19 protein-coding genes are annotated in these 20,902 nt (G+C 73.7%); 12 read left to right on the forward strand and 7 right to left on the reverse strand.

The features are described 5' to 3' along the window. Positions 1-137: 137 nt before the first annotated feature. The 4 genes from ACFVU7_RS14570 to ACFVU7_RS14585 form a co-directional block, all read right to left on the reverse strand. The gene (locus tag ACFVU7_RS14570; protein ID WP_388045237.1) at positions 138-1,466 is read right to left on the reverse strand and encodes an aldehyde dehydrogenase family protein; all 1,329 of its coding nucleotides are present in this window, start codon (positions 1,464-1,466) and stop codon (positions 138-140) included. 26 nt (positions 1,467-1,492) lie between these two features. Continuing rightward, positions 1,493-2,890 carry a carotenoid oxygenase family protein gene (locus ACFVU7_RS14575; RefSeq protein WP_388045238.1) on the reverse strand — a complete coding sequence of 466 codons (1,398 nt, stop codon included), beginning with the start codon at positions 2,888-2,890 and terminating at the stop codon, positions 1,493-1,495. 151 nt (positions 2,891-3,041) lie between these two features. After that, positions 3,042-4,082 carry a ferritin-like domain-containing protein gene (locus tag ACFVU7_RS14580; RefSeq protein ID WP_074003215.1) on the reverse strand — a complete coding sequence of 347 codons (1,041 nt, stop codon included), beginning with the start codon at positions 4,080-4,082 and terminating at the stop codon, positions 3,042-3,044. Beyond that, a complete protein-coding gene (locus ACFVU7_RS14585; RefSeq protein ID WP_074003216.1) occupies positions 4,079-6,193 on the reverse strand; it encodes a hypothetical protein in 2,115 nt (704 codons plus the stop codon). The genes ACFVU7_RS14580 and ACFVU7_RS14585 overlap by 4 nt, the downstream gene beginning before the upstream one ends. Positions 6,194-6,527: 334 nt before the next feature. Between ACFVU7_RS14585 and ACFVU7_RS14590 the strand changes: the two genes are divergently transcribed. The 11 genes from ACFVU7_RS14590 (at position 6,528) to ACFVU7_RS14640 (ending at position 17,906) form a co-directional block, all read left to right on the forward strand. After that, positions 6,528-7,724, forward strand: a complete 1,197-nt coding sequence (locus ACFVU7_RS14590) for an inositol-3-phosphate synthase (protein WP_074003217.1) — start codon at positions 6,528-6,530, stop codon at positions 7,722-7,724. After that, positions 7,721-8,590: an SCO3242 family prenyltransferase gene (locus ACFVU7_RS14595; protein ID WP_380776231.1), complete on the forward strand. Its 870-nt coding sequence runs from the start codon at positions 7,721-7,723 to the stop codon at positions 8,588-8,590. The genes ACFVU7_RS14590 and ACFVU7_RS14595 overlap by 4 nt, the downstream gene beginning before the upstream one ends. Further along, entirely contained in the window at positions 8,587-9,531 is a 945-nt protein-coding gene (locus ACFVU7_RS14600) for a sugar phosphate isomerase/epimerase family protein (protein ID WP_388045239.1), read from the forward strand. The genes ACFVU7_RS14595 and ACFVU7_RS14600 overlap by 4 nt, the downstream gene beginning before the upstream one ends. Continuing rightward, entirely contained in the window at positions 9,528-10,268 is a 741-nt protein-coding gene (locus ACFVU7_RS14605) for an EboA domain-containing protein (protein WP_388045240.1), read from the forward strand. The genes ACFVU7_RS14600 and ACFVU7_RS14605 overlap by 4 nt, the downstream gene beginning before the upstream one ends. Then, complete coding sequence (locus ACFVU7_RS14610) at positions 10,268-11,155, forward strand: TatD family hydrolase (protein WP_388045241.1); 888 nt, start codon at positions 10,268-10,270, stop codon at positions 11,153-11,155. The genes ACFVU7_RS14605 and ACFVU7_RS14610 overlap by 1 nt, the downstream gene beginning before the upstream one ends. 29 nt (positions 11,156-11,184) lie before the next feature. Then, positions 11,185-12,363, forward strand: a complete 1,179-nt coding sequence (gene eboE, locus ACFVU7_RS14615) for a metabolite traffic protein EboE (protein WP_388045242.1) — start codon at positions 11,185-11,187, stop codon at positions 12,361-12,363. Beyond that, entirely contained in the window at positions 12,360-13,826 is a 1,467-nt protein-coding gene (locus ACFVU7_RS14620; RefSeq protein WP_388045243.1) for an alkaline phosphatase family protein, read from the forward strand. Before eboE ends, ACFVU7_RS14620 begins: the two co-directional genes overlap by 4 nt. Positions 13,827-13,868: 42 nt before the next feature. Next, positions 13,869-15,074, forward strand: a complete 1,206-nt coding sequence (locus tag ACFVU7_RS14625; RefSeq protein WP_388045244.1) for a S8 family serine peptidase — start codon at positions 13,869-13,871, stop codon at positions 15,072-15,074. Positions 15,075-15,282: 208 nt separating this feature from the next. Further along, positions 15,283-15,606, forward strand: coding sequence for a chaplin family protein (locus ACFVU7_RS14630; protein WP_388045245.1), 324 nt, complete (start codon positions 15,283-15,285; stop codon positions 15,604-15,606). Positions 15,607-15,642: 36 nt separating this feature from the next. Further along, on the forward strand, positions 15,643-16,914 hold the full coding sequence (locus ACFVU7_RS14635; RefSeq protein ID WP_388045246.1) for a hypothetical protein: 1,272 nt from the start codon (positions 15,643-15,645) through the stop codon (positions 16,912-16,914). Then, positions 16,896-17,906: a hypothetical protein gene (locus ACFVU7_RS14640; RefSeq protein WP_388045247.1), complete on the forward strand. Its 1,011-nt coding sequence runs from the start codon at positions 16,896-16,898 to the stop codon at positions 17,904-17,906. The genes ACFVU7_RS14635 and ACFVU7_RS14640 overlap by 19 nt, the downstream gene beginning before the upstream one ends. Before the next feature lie 55 nt (positions 17,907-17,961). Here the strand turns inward: ACFVU7_RS14640 and ACFVU7_RS14645 are convergent, their stop codons facing one another. Next, positions 17,962-18,714, reverse strand: coding sequence for a sirohydrochlorin chelatase (locus tag ACFVU7_RS14645; protein WP_388045248.1), 753 nt, complete (start codon positions 18,712-18,714; stop codon positions 17,962-17,964). Between the two features lie 264 nt (positions 18,715-18,978). Here ACFVU7_RS14645 and ACFVU7_RS14650 point away from each other — a divergent pair, with 264 nt between their 5' ends. Continuing rightward, on the forward strand, positions 18,979-19,383 hold the full coding sequence (locus ACFVU7_RS14650; protein ID WP_074003226.1) for a hypothetical protein: 405 nt from the start codon (positions 18,979-18,981) through the stop codon (positions 19,381-19,383). A 20-nt stretch (positions 19,384-19,403) separates the two neighbouring features. On the opposite strand, the gene ACFVU7_RS14655 is transcribed toward ACFVU7_RS14650, so the two are convergent. Then, positions 19,404-20,378, reverse strand: a complete 975-nt coding sequence (locus tag ACFVU7_RS14655; RefSeq protein ID WP_388045249.1) for a D-alanine--D-alanine ligase — start codon at positions 20,376-20,378, stop codon at positions 19,404-19,406. 37 nt (positions 20,379-20,415) lie between these two features. Then, positions 20,416-20,886, reverse strand: a complete 471-nt coding sequence (locus tag ACFVU7_RS14660) for a GNAT family N-acetyltransferase (protein ID WP_388045250.1) — start codon at positions 20,884-20,886, stop codon at positions 20,416-20,418. Positions 20,887-20,902: the final 16 nt, after the last annotated feature.

The following is a 20,902-nucleotide window of genomic DNA, read 5'->3' on the forward strand; positions in this document are numbered from 1 at the left end:
AACTCCACTGCTCGTCGGTGAGTTGCCTGCGCGTCACATCCAACAGTCCTACCGGGTTCTGCCCCGGAGCGGGGCAGAACCCGAAGATTGATCACAACATCACACAGGCCCTAGCTCGGGGATCCGGACCCAGCCGGTCACACCAGGGGCGCGTCCAGGCAGGCCCGGCGGTGGCTGAAGGTGTCGAGGGACCAGCGGCCGTGGTAGCGGCCGGAGCCGCTCTCCCCCACGCCGCCGAAGGGGAGTTCCGGGATGCCCAGGTGGGCCACCGGGAGGCCGAAGTTGAGGGCGCCGGAGGCGGTCTCCTCGGCCAGGCGGCGGCGTGCGTGCCCGTCCCCGGTGAAGGCGTAGAGGGCGAGGGGGTGGTCCCGGTCGTTGATGAAGGCGATCGCCTCGTCGAGGCCGGCGACCTCGACGACGGGCAGGACGGGGCCGAAGATCTCCTCCCGCATGACCGGGGCGTCCGGCTCCACCTCGGCCAGCAGGGTGGGCGCGATGTAGCGGTCCGCGCGGTCGTGCTGCCCGCCGAAGACCGTACGGCCCGAGTCGAGGAGGGCGACGACCCGGTCGAAGTGCCGCTCGTCGACGATGCGCCCGTACGCCGGTGACCGCGCCGGGTCGGGGCCGTACAGCTCGGTGACGGCGCGCGCCAGGGCGCCTTCCAGCGCGCGGGCCGTGGCCGGGTCGGTCAGCAGGTAGTCGGGGGCCACGCAGGTCTGCCCGGCGTTGGCGAACTTGGCGCGGGCCAGCCGGGCGGCGACCGCCCCGGGGTCGACGCCGCGGTCCACGAACACCGGTGACTTGCCGCCCAGTTCGAGGGTGACCGGGGTCAGGTGCTCGGCGGCGGCCCGCAGCACCGTCCGGCCGAAGCGGGCGTTGCCGGTGTAGAGGATGTGGTCGAAGCGCTCGGCGAGCAGGGCGGTGGTCGTCTCCCCGCCGCCCTCCACCACGGCGATCGCCGCCGGGTCGACGTACCGGGGCAGCAGCCGTGCCAGCAGGGCCGAGCAGGCCGGGGCCAGTTCGCTCGGCTTGGCGAGCACCGTGTTGCCGGCGGCGATCGCGCCCGCCACCGGCACCAGCAGCAGCTGCACCGGGTAGTTCCAGGGCGCGATCACCAGGACGGTCCCGAGCGGGGCGTGGCCGGTGTGGGCGCTGGTCCCCGGCGGCAGCCGGGTGAGCGCGGCGGCGGGCACCGGCTCGGGGCGCAGCCACTGCTCCAGGTTCTGCAGGGTGTGGTCGATCTCCCGTACGGTGAAGTCGACTTCGGCGATGTCGGTCTCGGCGCGCGGCTTGCGCAGGTCGGCGTGGAGGGCGTCGGCGATCTCCTCGCGGTGGCCGGTCAGCAGGGCGCGCAGCCCGGCCAGCTGCTCGGTGCGCCAGGCGAGCGGCCGGGTGCGGCCGGTGCGGAAGGCCGCGCGCAGCCGGGCGACGGTCTCGGCCGGGGCGGCTACGGAGGGCGCGGTCACGGAGGGCACGGTCACAGCCGGCGTGTTCACTGGGAGTCCTCTCGGACGGGGTCGGGGATCCAGCTGCCGTGGAAGCCGGCCGGCACCCGCACCGGCAGGTGGACGGTGGCGAGCGGGGCGCCGGTGAAGTCCTCGGCGGAGAGGACGACCAGGTCGCTCGCGCCCCGCTCGGGGTCGTGGACGTAGGTCAGCAGGTAGCCGTCGTCCTCGCCGCGGGCGCCCTCCCTCGGCACGAAGGAGACCTCACCGGTGTACCGGCCCGCGCCGAACTGCCGTACGGTGCTGGACTGCCGGCGCAGGTCGTGCTTGATCAGCGCGTCCCCGGCGGCCTCCGGGGGCAGCGCGTCCAGGTCGTCGGCCGTCGCGGCGAGGTGGCGCAGCAGGGGGGTGGCCACGGTGGAGTAGCCGTAGCGGTGGGCACCGCCGACCACCGCCGGGTTGACCGCCGGGAACTCCTGCGGCCGGTCGTCCAGCCGGGTCTCGGTGACCGTGCCGGAGACGGTGTCGACCGTCCAGCGGTCCAGGGTGGGGCTGCTCTGCCCGTCCACCGCGCCGCCGGCGAACATCCTCGGGTAGCGGACCACGTCGATGACGACCCGGTCGCCGTCCTCGTGGGCGTTGAGGGTGTGGAAGACGAAGCAGGGCTCGACCTCGAACCAGCGGACCTCGGTGCCGTTGCGGGGCAGCAGCCCGACCCGCGCGCCGCGGGTCTCGTCCCAGACCGCCGGATACGTCTTGCGCGCCAGGTTGTCGGGTACGCTGACGCGCCCCGCGAGGTCGAGGACGACGGCGAAGTTCCGGGTCAGCGCCATGTCGTGCACCACCGGCCGGTGCGGGACCGGGATGTCCACGGCGCGCACGACGACGCCCTCCGGGGAGACCACCAGGTGGCGCAGCCTCTCGCTGTCGTCCCGCTGCCAGGTGATCGCGTGCAGCTCGCCGGTGACCGGGTCGAGCTTGGGGTGGGCGGCGAACCCGTCGGGCAGCGTGCCGCAGAAGTCGCCGGCCCCCACCGTCTCGATCTCGTAGGAGAGTTCGTACGGGCGGAAGCCGCCCTCGACCAGCGCGAGGGTGCGGTCGGCGTGCCCGATCACGTGGGTGTTGGGCGCGACGTCGGCGATCCGCGGCACGGCGCCGGGGCGCGGCCGCTCCCCCAGCGCCTCGGCCACGGCGGCGCTGCGCACCAGCCGGTTGCGGTACCACCGGGCCCGCCCGTCGAGCAGCCGCACCCCGTGCACCATGGCGTACCCGGCGAACAGGTGCCGCGGCCGCGGGTCCTCCGGCCGCATCCCGTTGGGCCCGTTGCGCAGGTACCGGCCGTTGAGCTCGGCCGGGATCGTCCCCGTGACCGGCAGGTCGAAGGCCGTGACTTCCTCCTCCACCGGGGCGTAGCCACCGGTGAACGGGTTGGTGACGGTGGACACCGCAGACTCCCTCAGGCCGCTTCCGACTACCACTGCGCACGCGGGGCGGCGCACCCGGCTCAACGAGCCACCCACCCGGCGGGTGACGGCCCGCCGGGCAACGGCGGGAGGGAGCCTGGAGGAGGAGCCGGGGGTCCGCCGCACCGCCGGCTCACTGGTCGGGCAGCTCGAAGGTCGGGGCCGCGTAGTAGTCCATGCCCTTCAGCTTGCAGACCAGCACCTCGTCGGCGCGGGCCAGGAGCTGGCGCATCCGTCCGATCGCCACGTCGATCAGGGCCGGGCGTCCTCGGAACCCGGCATCCAGGTCTGTGATCATCTTCCGGTAGAGCTCCGTGAAGCCGAGGGCGGCCTTGAGGGCGTCCGGGCTCTCCTCGTAATTCGCCAGCTTGGGGTTCACGAGTGTATTCACGACCTCGTCCCCTTTCGGGACGTGGAAGCCGTCGCCGGTGGGGTCGAGCGGTTTGTCGTCCTGCTGGTAGAACCTTCCGACGCTCAGCTCGTGGAACGTGAAGTAGTGCGACAGATCGCGGTTGGAGTCCAGGATTCCTCCGCCGTCCCCTTCGCCCTCCCAAATGATGTCCTGCATGAGCGTCAGCGCGTCGTCCAGGCCCTCCACGGTGATGCAGTCCTGCCCGAAGTAGGCGTACTGGCGGTCGAGGCGCCCGGCCGGGAACACGGCCTTCTCCCCGTACAGGTGGACGCAGTCCTTCAGGTGCTGCATGAGGTCCCGGTAGAACTGCCCGATCGTCTCACCCGGGTCGGGGAGGATCGGGGTGTGCAGCCGCGGGTCGAACTCGGCGGTGACCGGCAGTGCGGCCCTGAGCCCCTCCGGCAGGGTCCCTTCGTCGACGAGCCCCGGGGACTCGATGCACATGCCCATGGCCAGGAAGGAGTCCCCGAAGGGCTGGAGTTGGATCTCCATGGGGCCGGGGGCACTGAAGAAGCGGGGATAGGGGAGGGAGGCGACGGCCTTGATGTCGGGGTCGGCACCGGTGGCGATCAGGACGTTCGCGGCGATCGACAGGTGCCGCATCTCGACGGTCACCAGCTCCCGGATGAGTTTGGCCGCGGTGCTCCGACGGTCCTTGATCGACCACCAGCCCGTCAGGTAGGCGGGGATGGTGGAGAACTCGACCAGGCAGGCGCTCTGCAGCATCTCCCGCAGTTTCTTGATGTCGTCCTCGAAGGTCATGAGGTGACCTCCTTCGGCTTTCCGGTCCTGAGCAGGGTGCGGTACATCTCCAGAACCTTGCGCTTGCCGCTGGACAGGTCCCTGGTGACGGGCATGTAGAGCGAGGAGTTCGCCATGGAGACCGAGGACAGTTCCAGGATCTGGTCGATGTTCCGTTCGACGGCCGTCCTGTCCCCCAGGTCGAGCGCGGCGTAGTACTTCATGACCGGGAAGATCATGTCGTACACGTAGAGCACCCTCTTGTAGACGTAGTCCCAGGCGGCGACCGGGTCGTTGTGGTGCTCCTCGCAGTACTTCCGGAAGTCCTCGGGGAGCTGGTCGTCGAAGGGCAGCATCCGCACACAGCAGTAGAACGCCGAGACGAAGGACCACGGCGCTCCCACGAACCCCACCCTTTCCGGCGGAACGTCCGGACTCCCGTCGAGATAGTAGGGAAAGAAGGCGATGACCGGGAGGTTGGGGGCTTCGAGACCGCTCACCACGGTGAACCCGATCTCCGCGCGGCCGTTCACCACCGGCCCGACCTTGGTGATGGTGAGGACTTCCTCCTCCTTCTTCTCCGGTTTCTTCCAGAAGGAGCCGTTCTGCATGGGTGGCGGCGGGTCCGGCAGGTACTGCTGGACGACCAGCCCGACCTTGCGGGTGGGGATCGCACCCCGGTCCCGGACCTCGACCACCACCACCCGGTCCTTGTCGCTCTGGTCGACGTAGATCGATCGCAATTCGGTCTGGGCCGTGAGCACCTTCTCCGTCAGCATCGTGACCTGCTCGGCATTCGGCTTGCACCGGATGCCCAGGACCCCGTCGGCCAGGTCCGCGTCGGTCACCTTGCCGTCGACCGGCACGTCGATGATGCCGGAGGTCAGCTCGTAGCCGCTCCTGTCGTAGACATCGGGCTTGATCTCCGCCACGGTCTCGATGGTGGCGGCACCGGCGACGACGAGCTCCAGAGTTCCGAAGGACGTCTCCTTGTCACCGCTGGCGTCCTTCTCCGGGATCGTGGCCCCCAGGTCGAGGCTGACGTAGCGGGTGCCCCCGGCATTCCGGTTGACCTCCGCCACCGCCGGCCCGAACCAGGCGTCCACCGGATTCTTCTCCGAATCGAGGACCTTCACCGAGTTCGCCGGCGCCAGGAACCGCCCGCCGGGTACCGAAGCCGGCTCGCTCTCGTGCCACAGGCCGATCGTGCCGACCACCCGGGAAAGGCAGGTGTTCCGACGTGGCGGATTCCCCGCTTTTCGGTCCTGCTCCCACAGGTCCAGCAGTTTCTCGAACCGCTCCTTCTGGGTCTTGCAGCCGGCGAACTCGAGTGCGTTGAAGTAGTGGGTCAGATAGACGGAGTACCGCATCATGATTCCGCGGGCCTTCTGGGAATCCATCTCCTTCTTGAGCGCGTTCAGCAGTGGCGATTTGTCGGAGGTGAAGTGGAGATTGTCCCGGCCCACGCACGCCTGGACGACGGTGGCACCGACCCCGTCGCGGTAGACGTCCCCTTTCAGATTCAGGTTGCGGCTGAAATTCTGCCAGCGCGCCGGCAGCTGGAGGCCGTCCTCGATGTCGCCGTAGAAGAATCCCTCCGGGCTGGTTCTGCTGCCGATCTGGATGCGCCTGGCGAAGAAGCAGGGGCTCCAGACCGAATCCGGGTTGTTGTCCGCCATGCTCGCGCTGGTGTGGAACGCGGCCCTGGGGAAGTGGCCGTCGCCGGCCTGCTCCTCCGGGGTGAGGTCGGCGATCGGGAACGAGTCCCCGGCCAGGTTGACGACGGCGCCGAGCAGCGGGTCGCCCGGGATCGACGGATCCGCTCCGTACGCGGTCTGCCCCCCGGTCACGGTCGTGAGGACGCCCTTGCCGTCCGGCGCGTCGCGGGGCTGCACGTGGAGCCACCAGTCGTTGCCGCCGTAGGCGCTCCACCCCGAAGGGGGCTCCTCCGTCTCCTTCCCGTCCGGGCCTTGGCCCGTCTGCATGCTGAACGCCCACTTCGGAAAGGCCTCCCGGAAATTGTCCGGGGTGATTTTCTTGTCCTTGAGATAATTCCAGTTCAGCTCCGCCGTCCGGAAGTCGTACGTCGGGAACAGGCCGTTGTTGTTCATGGTCGCCGGATTGAAGGTCATCTGACCCCGGAAGAAAACCCGGGGAACGGAAAGGACGCTCACAGCACCTCCTAGGGGGTTGGCGGGAAGCCGCCAGCGATGTACCACCGCACCTTGATCCCTAGCCCGCCTCGACCCGGACAGCCGAGGGTGTTCACTCGGCGTCAGTCACCCCGCGATCGCATGATTCCGGCTCAGGCCGATTCGGGTGATTCCTGCCGCACCGATGTGAGTGGAACGTCCGCCGTCGGCATAGATGGATCGTTGACGACGTGACAACGGATAGGGTCCTGCGGTATTTCCGCCGAATCGACGGAGAGTGACCGCGGACCGGCGAGCGGAAGGAGCCTGACACATGCCGGAACCGGGAGCGGGGCCCCGGACGGGGGTCTGGCTGGTGGGGGCGCGCGGCTCGGTGGCCACCACCACCGTGGTGGGCGCGGCGGCGGTCGGTGCGGGGCTGGCCGAGCCGACGGGGTGCGTCACCGCGAGCGAGGACTTCCCCGGGGCCCGGCTGCCGCCGCTCGGCGCCCTGGTGTTCGGCGGGCACGACACCGGCTCCGTCCCCCTGCCCGTCCGGGCCGCCGAGCTGGCCGAGGCCGGGGTGGTGCCGCAGCGGCTGCTCGAACCGCTGGAGAAGGCCGTCGTCGCCGCCGACCAGGAGATCCGCCCGGGCTACGCCACCGGTCGGAGCGGACTGCCCCAGGCGGTGGCGGCCCGGGCGCTCGCCGTCGACATCGAGGGCTTCCGGCGGCGCCTGGGCCTGGACCGCGTCGTGGTCGTCAACGTGGCCTCCACCGAGGCGCCGGTGCCGGACCGCCCCGAACACCACGACCTCGACCTGCTGGAGGCGGCCCTGCGCGGCCCGGCCGACGTCCTGCCGGCCAGCTCGCTCTACGCCTACGCGGCCTTCACCGCCGACTGCCCCTACGTGGACTTCACCCCCTCCACCGGTGCCCGGCTGCCCGCGCTGGACGCCCTGGCCCGCGCGCGCGGCCTGCCGTACGCGGGCAGCGACGCCAAGACCGGCGAGACGCTGGTGCAGTCGGTCCTGGCACCGATGTTCGCCGTCCGCGCGTTGGAGGTGCGGGCCTGGTCCGGCACGAACCTGCTGGGCGGCGGGGACGGCGCCACCCTGGCCGATCCGGGCGCCGCCGCCAGCAAGACGGCGTCCAAGCGGCGGGGCCTGGGCCGCATGCTGGGGCACCCGGTGGAGGGCTCGGTGCACATCGACTGCGTACCGGCGCTCGGCGAATGGAAGACCGCCTGGGACCACGTGGCCTTCGAAGGGTTCCTCGGGGCGCGGATGAGCCTCCAGTTCACCTGGCAGGGCTGCGACTCGGCACTGGCCGCACCGCTCGTGCTGGATCTCGTCCGGCTCACCGCCACCGCGCACGCGGCGGGCGTCTCGGGCCCGCTCGGGGCCCTGGGCTTCTTCTTCAAGGACCCGGTCGGCTCGGGTGGTTACGCCCTGACCGACCAGTACCAGGCCTTGCGGGCGTTCGCGGCGGAGACCGCGGCGGCGACCGCGGGCGGCGGGCCGCGCACATGAGGATCCCGAGCCTCGGCACCGTCGCCGAACTCGTCCGGGCACCGGCCGCGATCACCGTGCCCGGCGACCCCCTGGTCGGGGCGACGCTGGCCGGCCGCCCGCTCGGACCGGCCACCGGACTGCTGGCCATGTCCTCGGTCTGCCTCTACTGGGCGGGCATGGCCCTCAACGACTACGCCGACCGGCACACCGACGCGGTCGAGCGTCCGCACCGTCCGATCCCCTCCGGCCGGGTGGAGCCTTCGGTCGCCCTGTCGCTGGCCGCCGGCCTCACCGGGACGGGGCTCGCCCTCGCCGCGGCGGGCGGTGGGCGCGGGGCCCTGTCCGTCGCGGTGCCGTTGGCGGCCGTGGTCTGGAGCTACGACCTGGGCCTCAAGGGCCGTCCCGTCGCCGGGCCCGTCACCATGGCCGCCGCCCGCGGCCTCGACGTCCTCCTGGGCACCGGGGGCCACGGGCTGCGCGCGACCGCGCCCGCCGCCGCGGTGGTCGGCGCGCACACCCTGGTGGTCTGCGCGCTCAGCCGCCACGAAGTCCGGGGCGCGGACGGCCTGCTCCTCCCCGCCACCGCGGCCGCCACCTGCGCCGTCGCCGTGGCCGCCGCCACGGGTGCAGGCGGCGCCCCGGGTCGCCGGGCGGTCCGCCTCGCCGCCCTCGCCGTGTACGTCGCCGGCTTCGGCGGCGCCCAAGCCGCGGCGGGCCGGCTCGACCCTCGACGCCTCCAACAGGCCGTCACCGCCGGCATTGCCGCCGTCCTCCCCCTCCAGGCCGCGTGCGCCTGCCGCGCCGACGCCCTGCCCGTGGCCCTGTCCCTGCTCGCCGCGGCGCCGGTGGCCCGCCGCCTGTTCCGAAAGCTGTCCCCCACATGACCGGCACGGTCACCGACCAGGGCCACGCGCAGCCCGGCCCCGTACGGACGGACGCCGTACGGACGAACGCCGTACGCGCGGACACGGGGCTGCGGTTCGGCTACGGCACCAACGGGTTCGCCGGGCACCGCCTGACCGAGGCCATCGCCGTGCTGGCGGACCTCGGCTACGACGGGATCGCCCTCACCCTGGACCACTGCCACCTCGACCCGTTCGCCCCCGGGCTGTCCCGGCGGGTCGCGCGGGTCGCCCGGCGACTCGCCGAGACGGGCCTGGAGACCGTGGTGGAGACCGGCGCCCGCTACCTGCTCGACCCGTGGACCAAGCACGCCCCCACGCTCGTCGACGAGGATCCGAGCCGTCGGCTGGAGTACCTGGGTCTGGCGATGCAGGTGGCCGCCGATCTGAACGCGGGGGCCGTGTCGCTGTGGAGCGGCGTGCCCGCCCCGGGCGTGCCGTCCCGGGTGGCGTGGGAACGACTGGTCCACGGCTGCGGGTGGGCGGTGGCGGAGGCGGACCGCCATGGCGTCGTCCTGGGCTTCGAGCCGGAGCCGGGCATGCTCGTCGACACCCTGGACGCCTACGAGCTGCTGCGCCGCCGCCTCGGCGATCCGCCCGCTCTCGGGCTGACCCTCGACATCGGCCACTGCCGCTGTCTGGAGGCCGCCCCGGTGTCCGACTGCGTCGTACGGGCCGGGCCGCACCTGGTCAACGTCCAGATCGAGGACATGCGCAGGGGCGTGCACGAGCACCTGGAGTTCGGGCAGGGCGAGATCGACTTCCCGCCCGTGCTGGACGCGCTGCGCCGCACCGGCTTCCCGGGACTGGTCAGCGTCGAACTGCCGCGGCACAGCCACGCCGCGCCGCAGCTCGCCGCGCGCTCGCTGGCCTTCCTGCGAGCCGCCGCCGGCGCGGCGCACGGCACCCGGACACCGCGATGAGCTTCGGCAACGCCGCCCGGGTGACCGTCCGCGACCTGCGCGCCGCCCTCGACCGGCAGCTCACACCGGACGCCGCCCGCTGGCTGGCCACGGCCCTGACCGAGGTGGCCGCCGAACCCGACCAGGCCCTGCCCCGGCGCTTCGCCGAGGCGGGCCGCCGGGGCGGCCGGGCACTGCTGGCGGCGGCCCCCGCACCGCATCAGGACCCGGCGCCCGCGGTCCCCGCGGAAGCGCTGGCCTGGACCGTGGACGACGCCGTACGGGCCCTGCTGCTGGCCGCCGCCCCGGCCCCCGCCGACGGCCCCGCCGTCCGGGCGTCCGCCGTCTACCGCCACGGGGACGCCGCGGAACGGCGCGGCGTGCTCCGCGCCCTCGGCCCGCTGGACCTGCTGGCCCCGTACGGCCTGCGGGACGACGCCGTCCCCCTGGTGTCCGACGCGCTGCGCACCAACGACCCCCGGCTGCTGGCCGCCGCACTGGGCCCCTACGGGGCGCGGCACCTGCCGGCGCCCGCCTACCGGGAGGCCGTCCTGAAGTGCCTGCACTGCTCCCTCCCCCTGCGGGCCGTGGCCGGGCTGCCCCACCGGACCGACGCCGAACTGGCCCGGATGGCCGCGACGCACGCCCGTGAACTCACCAGCGCCGGACGCCCCGTACCGGGCGACGTGCGCGCGCTGGCCGGCCCCCGACCGGCCGCGACCGACCCCCTTCCGCCCCCTCACCCTGCCGAGACCTGATGCGCATCTTCGACCCCCACATCCACATGACCTCGCGGACGACCGACGACTACCAGACGATGCGGGACGCCGGCATCCGGGCCGTCGTGGAACCGGCGTTCTGGCTGGGCCAGCCCCGCACAGACGTCGCCAGCTTCGTCGACTACTTCGACTCCCTGATCGGCTGGGAACCCTTCCGGGCGGCCCAGTTCGGCATCCGCCACCACTGCGCCCTGGCCCTCAACCCGAAGGAGGCCAACGACCCCCGCTGCACCGCCGTCCTCGACGTGCTGCCCCGCTACCTGGACAAGGACGCGGTGGTGGCGGTGGGCGAGGTCGGCTACGACTCCGTCACCCCGGAGGAGGACCACGCGCTCGCCACCCAGGTCCGGCTCGCCATGGACCACGAACTGCCCGTCCTGGTGCACACCCCGCACCGGGACAAGGCCGTCGGGACCAGGCGCACGCTCGCCGTGCTCCGCGAGTGCGGGATCGCTCCCGACCTGGTCCTGGTCGACCACCTGACCGAGCTGACCGTGGCGGAGGTCGCCGACACCGGCTGCTGGACGGGGTTCTCCGTCTACCCGCACACCAAGATGGACCCCCACCGCCTGGTGCAGCTCCTCAAGCGCCACGGAACCCACCGGGTGCTGGTCAACTCCGCGGCCGACTGGGGCCGCAGCGACCCGCTGGCGACCCGGCGCACGGCGGAGGCGATGCTCGAAGCCGGCTTCACCGCCGACCAGGTCGACGAGGTGATGTGGCGCAACCCGGTCGCCTTCTACGGCCAGAGCGGACGCCTGACCCTGCCGGTGGACGATCCCGACACGCCGGACCACCGCGAGGAGCCCCACGAGCGGCCCGGCGACGCCGTGTACCTGGGGAACTCCATCGCCCGCGGCGAGTAGCCCTTCCCGGAGCAAGGAGACCGCCCCCGATGCGACTGCGCCACCCCGACGGCAGCACCGTCCACCTCGCCTACTGCACCAACGTCCACCCCGCGGAGGACCTCGACGGCGTCCTGGCTCAACTCGCCGTCCACGCCGAGCCCGTCCGGGAACGGCTCGCGGCGCCGTCCCTGGGCCTGGGCCTGTGGCTCGCCCACGACGTGGCGCGCACCCTGGCGACGGACGCGACGGCCCTGGACCGGCTGCGCCGCGAACTGTCCACCCGGGGGCTCGAAGTCGTCACCCTCAACGGCTTCCCCTACCGCGGCTTCCACGAGCCGGTCGTCAAACGGGCCGTCTACCGGCCGGACTGGAGCGACCCGGCCCGCCTGGCGTACACCCTCGACCTGGCCCGGGTGCTGTCCGCGCTGCTGCCCGAGGACGCGGCCCGCGGGAGCATCTCCACGCTCCCCCTGGGCTGGCGGGCCGGCTGGACGCCCGGACACCAGGACCGCGCCCGCCGCGGCCTGGACGAACTGGCCGAAGGGCTCGCCAAGTCGGAGTCCGACTCCGGCCGCCGCGTCCGGGTCGGTCTGGAACCCGAACCGGGGTGCGTGGTCTCCACCGTGAGCGACGCCTGTGCACGGCTCACCGGGCTCGACACCGAACGCGTCGGCGTCTGCCTGGACGTCTGCCACCTCGCCGTCGACTTCGAGGACCCGCCGTCCGCCCTCCGCGGCCTGGCCGACGCCGGCCTGCCCGTCGTCAAGGCCCAGCTCTCCAGCGCCCTCCAGGCCGACGATCCCTCCGACCCCGCCGTACGACGGGCGCTCGCGCGCTTCGCCGAGCCGCGGTTCCTGCACCAGACCCGCGCCGAGCCCGCCGGCCCCCGCCCGGAGCGGTGGGACGACCTCGACCTCGCCCTCCGCTCCCCGGCCGACGACGCCGATCCGCGCCCGTGGCGGGTGCACTTCCACGTCCCCGTGCACGCCGACCCGGAACCGCCGCTCACCGCGACCGGGCCGGTGCTGACCGACGCCATCCGCGCCCTCGTCCACGGCCCGCACCCCGTCACCGACCACCTGGAGGTCGAGACGTACACCTGGTCGGTGCTCCCGGGCCGGGACCGGCCGTCCGACGACGAGGCACTGGTCGCGGGCATCGCCGCCGAACTCGCCTGGACCCGCCAGCAGTTGCTCGCCGCCGGACTGCGGGAGCACACCTCGTGACCACCGGCCGCCCCACGCCCCTGCTGGTGCTGAACGTCGCCGCGCTCACCCCCCGCCTCCTGCGCCACATGCCGCACCTGCGGGCCGTCGCCGAACCCGACGGCGACACCCCGGGGCACGGCGCCCAGCTGGAACCGGTCTTCCCCGCGGTCACCTGCTCCGTCCAGGCCAGCCTGCTGACCGGGCTCCCCCCGAGCCGACACGGGATCGTCGGGAACGGCTGGTACTTCCGCGACCTCGGCGAGGTGCTCCTGTGGCGCCAGCACAACCCGCTGGTGGAGGGCGAGAAGGTGTGGGACACCGCCAGGCGGCGCCACCCGGGCTACCGCGTCGCCAACATCTGCTGGTGGTACGCCATGGGCGCCGGCACCGACATCACCGTCACCCCGCGCCCCGTCTACCACGCGGACGGCCACAAGTCCCCCGACTGCTACACCGTCCCACCGGGCCTGCGCGACGAACTGACCGACGCCCTCGGACCGTTCCCGCTCTTCGACTACTGGGGGCCCCGCGCCTCCATCGCCTCCAGCAGGTGGATCGCGCGGGCCACCGAGCACGTCATCCGCACCGCCGCACCCGACCTGACCCTCGCCTACCTGCCGCACCTCGACTACGACCTCCAGCGCTTCGGCCCCGCCGCACCCCAGGCCGCCGCCGCGGCCAGGGCCCTCGACACCGTCCTCGCGCCCCTGCTCCACCTGGCCCGGGAGCACGGGACCACCGTCGTGGCGCTGTCCGAGTACGGCATCACCGCGGTCGACCACCCCGTCCACATCAACCGCGCGCTGCGCGCGGCCGGCCTCCTCACGGTGTACACCCAGGCCGGGATGGAGTACCTCGACCCGTACACGTCCCGGGCGTTCGCCGTCGCCGACCACCAGGTGGCCCACCTCTACGTGCCCGACCCCGCCGACCTGCCGCGCGTCGCGGAGCTCGTCCGAGCGCTACCCGGAGTGGAACGCGTCCTCGACAGCGCGGGCAAGGCCGCGTACGGAATCGACCACGCCCGCACGGGCGAACTCGTCGCCGTCGCCACCACCAACGCCTGGTTCACGTACTACTACTGGCTGGACGACACCCGCGCCCCGGACTTCGCCCGCTGTGTCGAGATCCACCGCAAACCCGGCTACGACCCCGCCGAACTCCTCCTCGACCCCGCCGACCGCCTCGTCCGACTCCGGGCCGCTGCCGCCCTCGCCCGCCGCCGGCTCGGCCTTCGCTCCACCCTGTCCGTCGTCCCGCTCGACGCCACCCACATCCGCGGCAGCCACGGCCGCCTCCCCGACGACCCGGACGACGGCCCCGTCCTCCTCCTCTCCGACACCACCCGCCTCCCCCGCGTCCAGCCACGCTACGCCGCCACCGATCTGCCCGACCTCCTCCTCCGACTCGCGGGCGGCACGGGCCGAGAGGAACACCCCGCACCCCGCGTCCGCTCGGGCACCCGACGCCCGTCCGGGTAGTCCGCGTTCGCCACCATGATCCCGACCGATCGGAGCACATCCGTGTACCTACACCTCCGTCGGGCGTCAGCGGCCCTGCTGCTGGCCCTGCTGCCCGCCACAACCCCCGCCGCCGCGTACGGCGCCCAACCGCCCGCCCCCGCCGCGCCCCTGGCCGTGGCGCACTCCGCCCGGGCCGTGCCCGGGCAGTACATCGTCACCCTCAAGCACGGCCGCGACCCCGGTGAGGTCCTGCGAGCGCTGGGCATCACCCCCAGGTTCACCTACCGCGCCGCGTTGAACGGCTTCGCCGCCGCCCTCGACCCGATCCTGCTGAACACCGTACGGACCAGTCCCGCCGTCGAGGCCGTCGAGGAGAACACCGCCTTCCGCCTCCCCACTCCCGTCGACGGTGCGGACCGGCCCGGCCACACCACCCGGGCTCCGGCCGCCACCTGGGGCCTGGACCGCATCGACCAGCGGTACCTGCCCCTGGACGGCCAGTTCACCACCCGCGGCCACGGCGCCGGCGCGACCGCCTACATCCTCGACAGCGGCATCGACTACACCCACCCGGAGTTCGGCGGGCGCGCCGTCCCCGGCTTCGACGCCATCGGCGACGGCCGCGACGGCCTCGACTGCCACGGCCACGGCACCCATGTCGCCGGCACCGTCGCCGGCCGCACCTACGGCGTCGCCCCGCGGGCCCGCCTCGTCTCGGTCCGCGTCGTGGACTGCACCGGCAGCGGCGACAAGGCCCAGACGATCGCCGGCCTCGACTGGGTCGCCCGCAACGCCCGGTACCCCGCCGTCCTCAACGCCTCCCTCGGCGAGGAACGCTCCCGGGCCGTCAACGACGCCGCCACCGCGCTCTCCGACCAGGGCGTCCTGCCCGTCGTCGCCGCCGGAAACGACGCCGTCGACGCCTGCACCGTCTCCCCCGCCTCCGCGTACGGGGTCGTCACCGTCGCCGCCACCAACCAGCGGGACGAGGAGACCGACTTCTCCAACTGGGGCTCCTGCGTCGCCCTCCACGCCCCCGGCCAGGCGATCCTGTCCGCCAAGCTGGGCGGCGGCAGCACCACCCTCAGCGGCACCTCCATGGCCGCGCCGCACGTCACCGGCACCGCCGCCCTCTACCTCGCGGAACACCCGGACGCCGAGCCGATCGACGTCTCCGACTTCCTCCAGTACACCGCCACCCCGGACGTCCTGACCGACGTGCGCGAGGGCACCCCCAACCTCCTGCTGTTCACCGACGACCTGTAGCACCGCCTCCGGACTCCGCGACGGGACGACCGCGGCCGGCAACCGGTCCGCACGGCGTCCCGACGGTCCCCAAGCCGGGTGCACCGCCTCAACAGTGCGTATCCGGAGCGAGATTCCGTCGTTGACCAGGCCAGGTCCCGGGCGCTCGCCCGGGACCTGGCCTGCACGGGCACCGGCGTTCGCCGGGCCCGCGCGAGGAGGGAGTGCGATGAGCAGGGTGGCGGGCACGGAGCGCCAGGGCGCGGGCAGCAGTGCGCGCACCGCGGGCAAGCGGATGGCGGTGCTGGGTACGGCCGTGGGGGCGGTGCTGGTCCCAGCCGGCGCCGCACAGGCCGGCGTCGTCGGGGTGGGCAACGCGGTGTTCGGCAACTCCTGTGAGAACCACGACGTCGGCGCGCAGGCCCTCGGGGGCACGGTCTCCGACAGCGGGACGGCGAGCGGCAACCAGCTCGGCCTGCCGCTGACCCTGCCCCGCAACCACTGCGGCAGCAGCGGGATCGTCTGCACCGCCGTGTTCATGTCCCCGTACTGATCCGGCGGGCCCGACGTGATGCGAGGCGGTGGTGTCGTGGCCGGCCCCGGAGCGGCGGGCGTGTCGCTGGAGAACGCCGCCGTACGGGAGCTGGCGGCGATGAGCGGGCGCGCGGTGCCGTTGGTACGGGACTGGGTGGCCGAGCGTCCACGGCTGGGGGTGGCACGGGCGCTTCTCGTGCTGGCGACGGCCGGGGGCCTGAGCGATGGGGCGCTGCGGGAGGAGCTGGTGGTCGCGTACCGGGACGCCCAGGCGGCGGACGCGCGGTCGGCGAGCCTGGTGTACGGGGTCTTCCTCTACACCCACCGACAGTTCCGGCTGACGGCCGACCACCTGGTGACGCATTTCGCGCGGTGGCCCGGGGACGAGGTGGCCTCCCTCATGCTGGACGCCTTCCACGCCTGCGGGGACGCCGGCTACCGCGCGCACGGCGACGCGCTGGCCGAACAGCAGTACGCCCTGGCCGGCGCGGACAGTTGGCCGTGGACGGGCAGGCTCGCGTGGACCCGGGCCGAGCAGGGGCGCGTCGAGGAGGCGCTCGAACTGGCCGGGCACGCCCTGGCCCGCTACCCGCGCTCCGGGCTCGCCGCGCACGCCCGCGCGCACGCCGAGCACGAACTGGGAGCGGGCCCCGCCTCCACCGGCTTCCTCGACCGGTGGCTGGCCGTCGACCCGCAGGCGATGCAGTTCAAACACCTCACCTGGCACGCCGCCCTGCAGTCACTGGCCTGCGGGGACTTCACGGACGCGCGCCGCCGGGCCGACGAGGTCCTGAGCCGCGCCGACGTGGGGATGCGGTCAGCGACGAACTGGCGCCTGCTGCTGGCCGGGCAGCGACCCGCCGGCCGCTGCGACCTCGACCACGTCCGGAGCCTGCTGGCCGGACCGGGCGGCATGGCCGAGGTCTTCCACACCTTCAACCTGGCCCTCGCGCTGGCCGTCGAGGCGGCCACCGAGGACCTGGAGGCCCTGGCCCGACGGACGGCCGCCGACGAGCGCCCCGACTACCGCGAGGTCCTCACCCCGGTCGTCCAGGCCCTCGCCCACGTCACCGCCGGCCGCGCCCGGGCGGCCGTCGACCTCCTGACCCGCCTCGGCGCGCGGGTGGAACGGATCGGCGGCGTACGGGTGGAACGCGAGATCGTCCAGGACACCCTGGCCCGCGCTCTGATCGACACCGGCGAACACGCCCGCGCCGCCACCCTGCTGCACGAGCGCGTCACCACCCGCCGTCACCATACCTACGAGGACCTCCTCCTCGCCCCCGCAGCCTCTCCGGGAGATCCGCCATGGCCGTACCCCAGCTGATCGTCGTCTCGCCGCGCGGCAGCGGCACCCCCCTGCTGGCCCGTATCACCACCGCGCTCGGCTACACCCCCTACGGCACGATGAGCGGCACCCAGCCCGACAACGGCGAACGGCCCGGCCCCGGCGAGGTCTCCCGCCTGCTCCGCGCCGCCTACGGCCAGGACGAGGCCGCACGCCTGCTGCGCGGGCAGCGCGACCACCGGGAAGACCTGGAAGCCGCCTTCCAGCAGGCCGTGAACGCCCTGTGGCGGGTGTGGTGGACCCGGCTCGGCCAGCCCGTCACCGCCGCCTCACCCGTCGACACCGCCCTCGAAGAGCGCCTCACCCGCGTCCCCGACACCGACCTGCCCCGACTCCTGCCGGGCCACGGCTGCTGGTACGTCAACAGCCTGGACCTGGAACGCGCCGACGCCGGCCTCCTGCGCACCTGGCACGCCACCACGCGGCCGCCGATCGTCTACCACCACCGCGACGTACGCGACCGCGTCGTCCAGCAGATCCACCTGCTCTCCCAACCCGCCGGGCGCGTCGGCTCCCTGCCCGACCACCTCGTCTACCGCGACATCGTCAGCGCCCTGCCCACCATGGACGCCAGGATCACCCTCGCCCTCACCGACCCCGGCTTCCCCGGCATCCGCGAAGCCCGCCAGTGCCAGTGGCTGCTGCGCCACCCCGCCGTCTGCGTCCTCACCCACGAGGAACTCGCCGGCCCCGCCCAGGGCGGCACCACCGAGGCCCGCGACCGCGCTCTGCGCCGGCTCCTGACCGCCACCGGCCACCCCGGCCCGGCGGCGGCCCTCGCCGCCCTGCCCGAGGCCCCCGGCGCCGGGAGCGGCGAACTCGCCGTGGGCGGCTGGCGCGAGCACTTCAGCGCGGAGCACGAACGCCTCCTCCACCGACACCACGGCGATCTCCTGGCTCCCGCCCCGGACTGCGGCGCGCCCGCCGTCGATCCACGGCACCCGGGCGTCCCGCTCCCCTCCTGCCGGTGATCCGCCGCCGAGCGGGCTCAGCGGCGGATCACCGGCCGGGCGGAGGCGCCGCCGGTCAGACCTTCGCGTCGCGGGCCTGGTGGAAGCGTTCCAGGACGAGTTCGACCAACTCCGGTGCGTCGACCAGCGGTTGGGAGACGCCGACCACGCCGGCCGCGGTCGCCGCCTCGACGGTCACACGGAACAGCAGGCCGGCGGCGAAACAGTAGGAGGCGACCGCGATCCGCCGGGCCCCGGTCCGGCGCAGCTCCGCCGCCGCCTCGCCGGGGGTCGGCTCGGTGGCCGACGCGAAAGCGGCCCGGCACGGCAGGCCGAGCTCCTTGCCCAGCGCGGACGCCATCGCGGCCACCGACGAGGACGCGGCGGCGTCGACGCTGCCCGCCGCCGCCAGCACCACGGCGTCGAACTCGACGTCCAGCTCGGTGAGCCGGCGCCGCAGCGCCGCGACCAGCCGTCCGTCGGGCACGCCGGTGGGACCGCCCAGCACCGGCGCCACGATCGGTGCCTTGCCCGGCGGGTCGAGCAGTGCCTTGGGCAGGTCGACCCGGGCGTGGAAGGCGGCGGTCAGCAGCAACGGCACCACGACCACCTCCTCGTGCCCGGCTTCGGCGAGCGCGCCCAACGCCTCACGGGCCGTGGGGCCGGCGTGCCGGAGGAAGGCCACCTCGACCCGGCTCCCGTGGGAGGCCTCGACCGCGCGGGCGAGCGCCCGGGTGGACTCCTGTGCCTCGGGAGCGAGGCTGCCGTGCGCCAGCAGGAGCAGTGCGCTCGGGGCCTGCTCGGCGAGCGGTTGGGGCGTCTTGATCACGTCGGTCACTGTCGTACCACCCTCGTCATGCGGTGCGAGTACTGCGAATACAAGCAAGTGACCGTCAGATTACCGTCCGTGACCAGCCTTGCCGGTGCGCCGCGCAGGCGGCCACGAGCAGGTCCTACCGGCCCTCGACCTCTCCTCGCGCCCCGCATCCGGGTGGACCCGTACCGGGCCCCGCCCGCGACCGGCGGGAGCCCGGCGGATGCCCCCGTAGCCTGCGACCACTTGCCCGGCCCGACACCTCGAAGGCGGCCCACCATGGAAGCGTCCACACTCCTGCCGGCTGTCGCCGTCTTCTCGCTGGTGACCGTGGAGTTCGGCGGACACGCGCTGCTTCAGCTGACCACCGTCCAGAACGGCACGCTCACCCCGCTGCGCGAACGGTCCTTCCGCGCCGGCCACGCCCACGCCGGCGTGCTGCTGATCCTGTCGCTGGTCTACTTCCTCTACCTGCCCCGCGCGGGGTTCTCCTCCGGAACGGAGTGGCTCTTCGGCATCCTCCTGCTGGCCGGAGTGCTCGCCCAGTCCGGCGGCTTCTTCCTGCACCTCGCCCTCGGCACCGAAGGCCACTCCTCCCCCGGCACCCACCTCACCCGGGGCGGAGCCCTCCTCCTCGCCGCGGCGCTCATCGCCCTGGGCGTCGGCCTCGTCCAGCACCTCTGACAGGTGATCGTTTTCCCTCCTCAGTCGCGCGGTGCGAAGGCACCGCGCAGGACCCGCTCGACCAACTCTTCGTAGCCGATGCCCACAGCGGCGGCCGTCAGCGGGAGGGTGGCGGTACGGCGCAGCGCCGGCAGGGTGTTGAGTTCGAGCCAGTGGAAGCCCCCGTCCGGGGCGATGACGAAGTCGCTTCGCGAGTGGCTCGAGCAGCCGAGTGCGGTGTGTGCTCGCCGGGCGGCCTCCCTGATCCCCCGTGCCGTCCCGTCCGGCAGGTCGGCCGGACACCTGAAGGAGTGCAGGTCCGGGCTGTTCTTCGCCGCGTGGTCGTAGAACTCGCCGGCGGTGAGGACCTCCGCAGCGGGGAGGGGCACCGGGTCGCCGTCCGACTCCAGGATTCCGACCGTCACGGTCCGGCCCTCGACGAACGGTTCGACGAACAGGCGGTGGCCGGCGGCGCGAAGGTCCTCGAGCACCTGCGTCAGCCCGCTCCGGTCGCGGGCCACGGCGATGCCGATCGAGCTGCCCTCGGCGCGCGCCTTGACGATGACCGGGGCGGCCAGCCGGGCGAGGACGTCTTCGGCGGCCGCGGCGGCGGCCTGGGTGTCCGGCACGAGGACTCCGGCCAGCACGGGCACGCCCGCCGCGCCGGCCACGATCTTGGCGGTGGGCTTGTGCATGGCGAGGGCGCTGGCCCGGACACCCGAGCCCGTGTAGGGGATGCCGCTCGTCTCCAGGAAGCCCTGCAGCCTGCCGTCCTCCGCGTGCCGGCCCGCCAGCGCCAGGAAGGCCACGTCCACCGCGCGCACCTGGTCCGCGAACGCGGGATCAATGGTGTCGAGCACCCGGATCCGGTATCCGAGGGTGGTCAGTGCCTGCGCGACGTCGGCGCCCGTCGCGAGGGAGCGGTCGCGTTCGCGGCTCGGTCCTCCCGTGAGGACGCCGACGACGGTGTCGGCGGGCCGACGGTCATGCGTCTCGGGCTTCGTGGGCTGGGGCACCTTTCTCCTTCGGGCCCCCTTCGCGCAACCGGCGGGGTCAGAGCTCGGCCGGGCCGGGCCGCAGCGTCATGTAGCCGTCCACGGGGTGGAACCCGAGGGCGCGGTAGAGCGGGGCGCCGGCCTCGGTGGCGCGCAGTTCGATCGAGCCGCAGCCGCGGAGCCGGAGTGCCCGGACCAGGGCGGTGGTGACGGCGCGGGCGTGGCCCCGGCGCCGGTGGGCCGGGTCGGTGACCACGGTGTGGATCCGGGCCCACCGGCCGGTGGGGTGGCTGGGGCCCCGGTAGCAGCGGTGGACGACGCCGATGGCGCAGGCCGCCAGCGCGCCGCCGTCGGCGGGGGCGACGAAGGCGAGCAGGTCCGGGTCGGTGCCGAGCCGCGCGCGCATCTCGTCGCGGAAGGCGGCCCGCCAGTCGTCGCCGGGCCGGGCGCCGTCGAGCACCGCGACGCGCAGGCGCAGCAGCTCGTCGGCGTCCTCGGGACCGGAGGGCCGTACGGGGGGAGCGGTCATCCGGGGCCGCCTCTCG

It is taken from the genome of Kitasatospora sp. NPDC058046 (assembly GCF_042885595.1).
Classification (GTDB): Bacteria; Actinomycetota; Actinomycetes; order Streptomycetales; family Streptomycetaceae; genus Kitasatospora.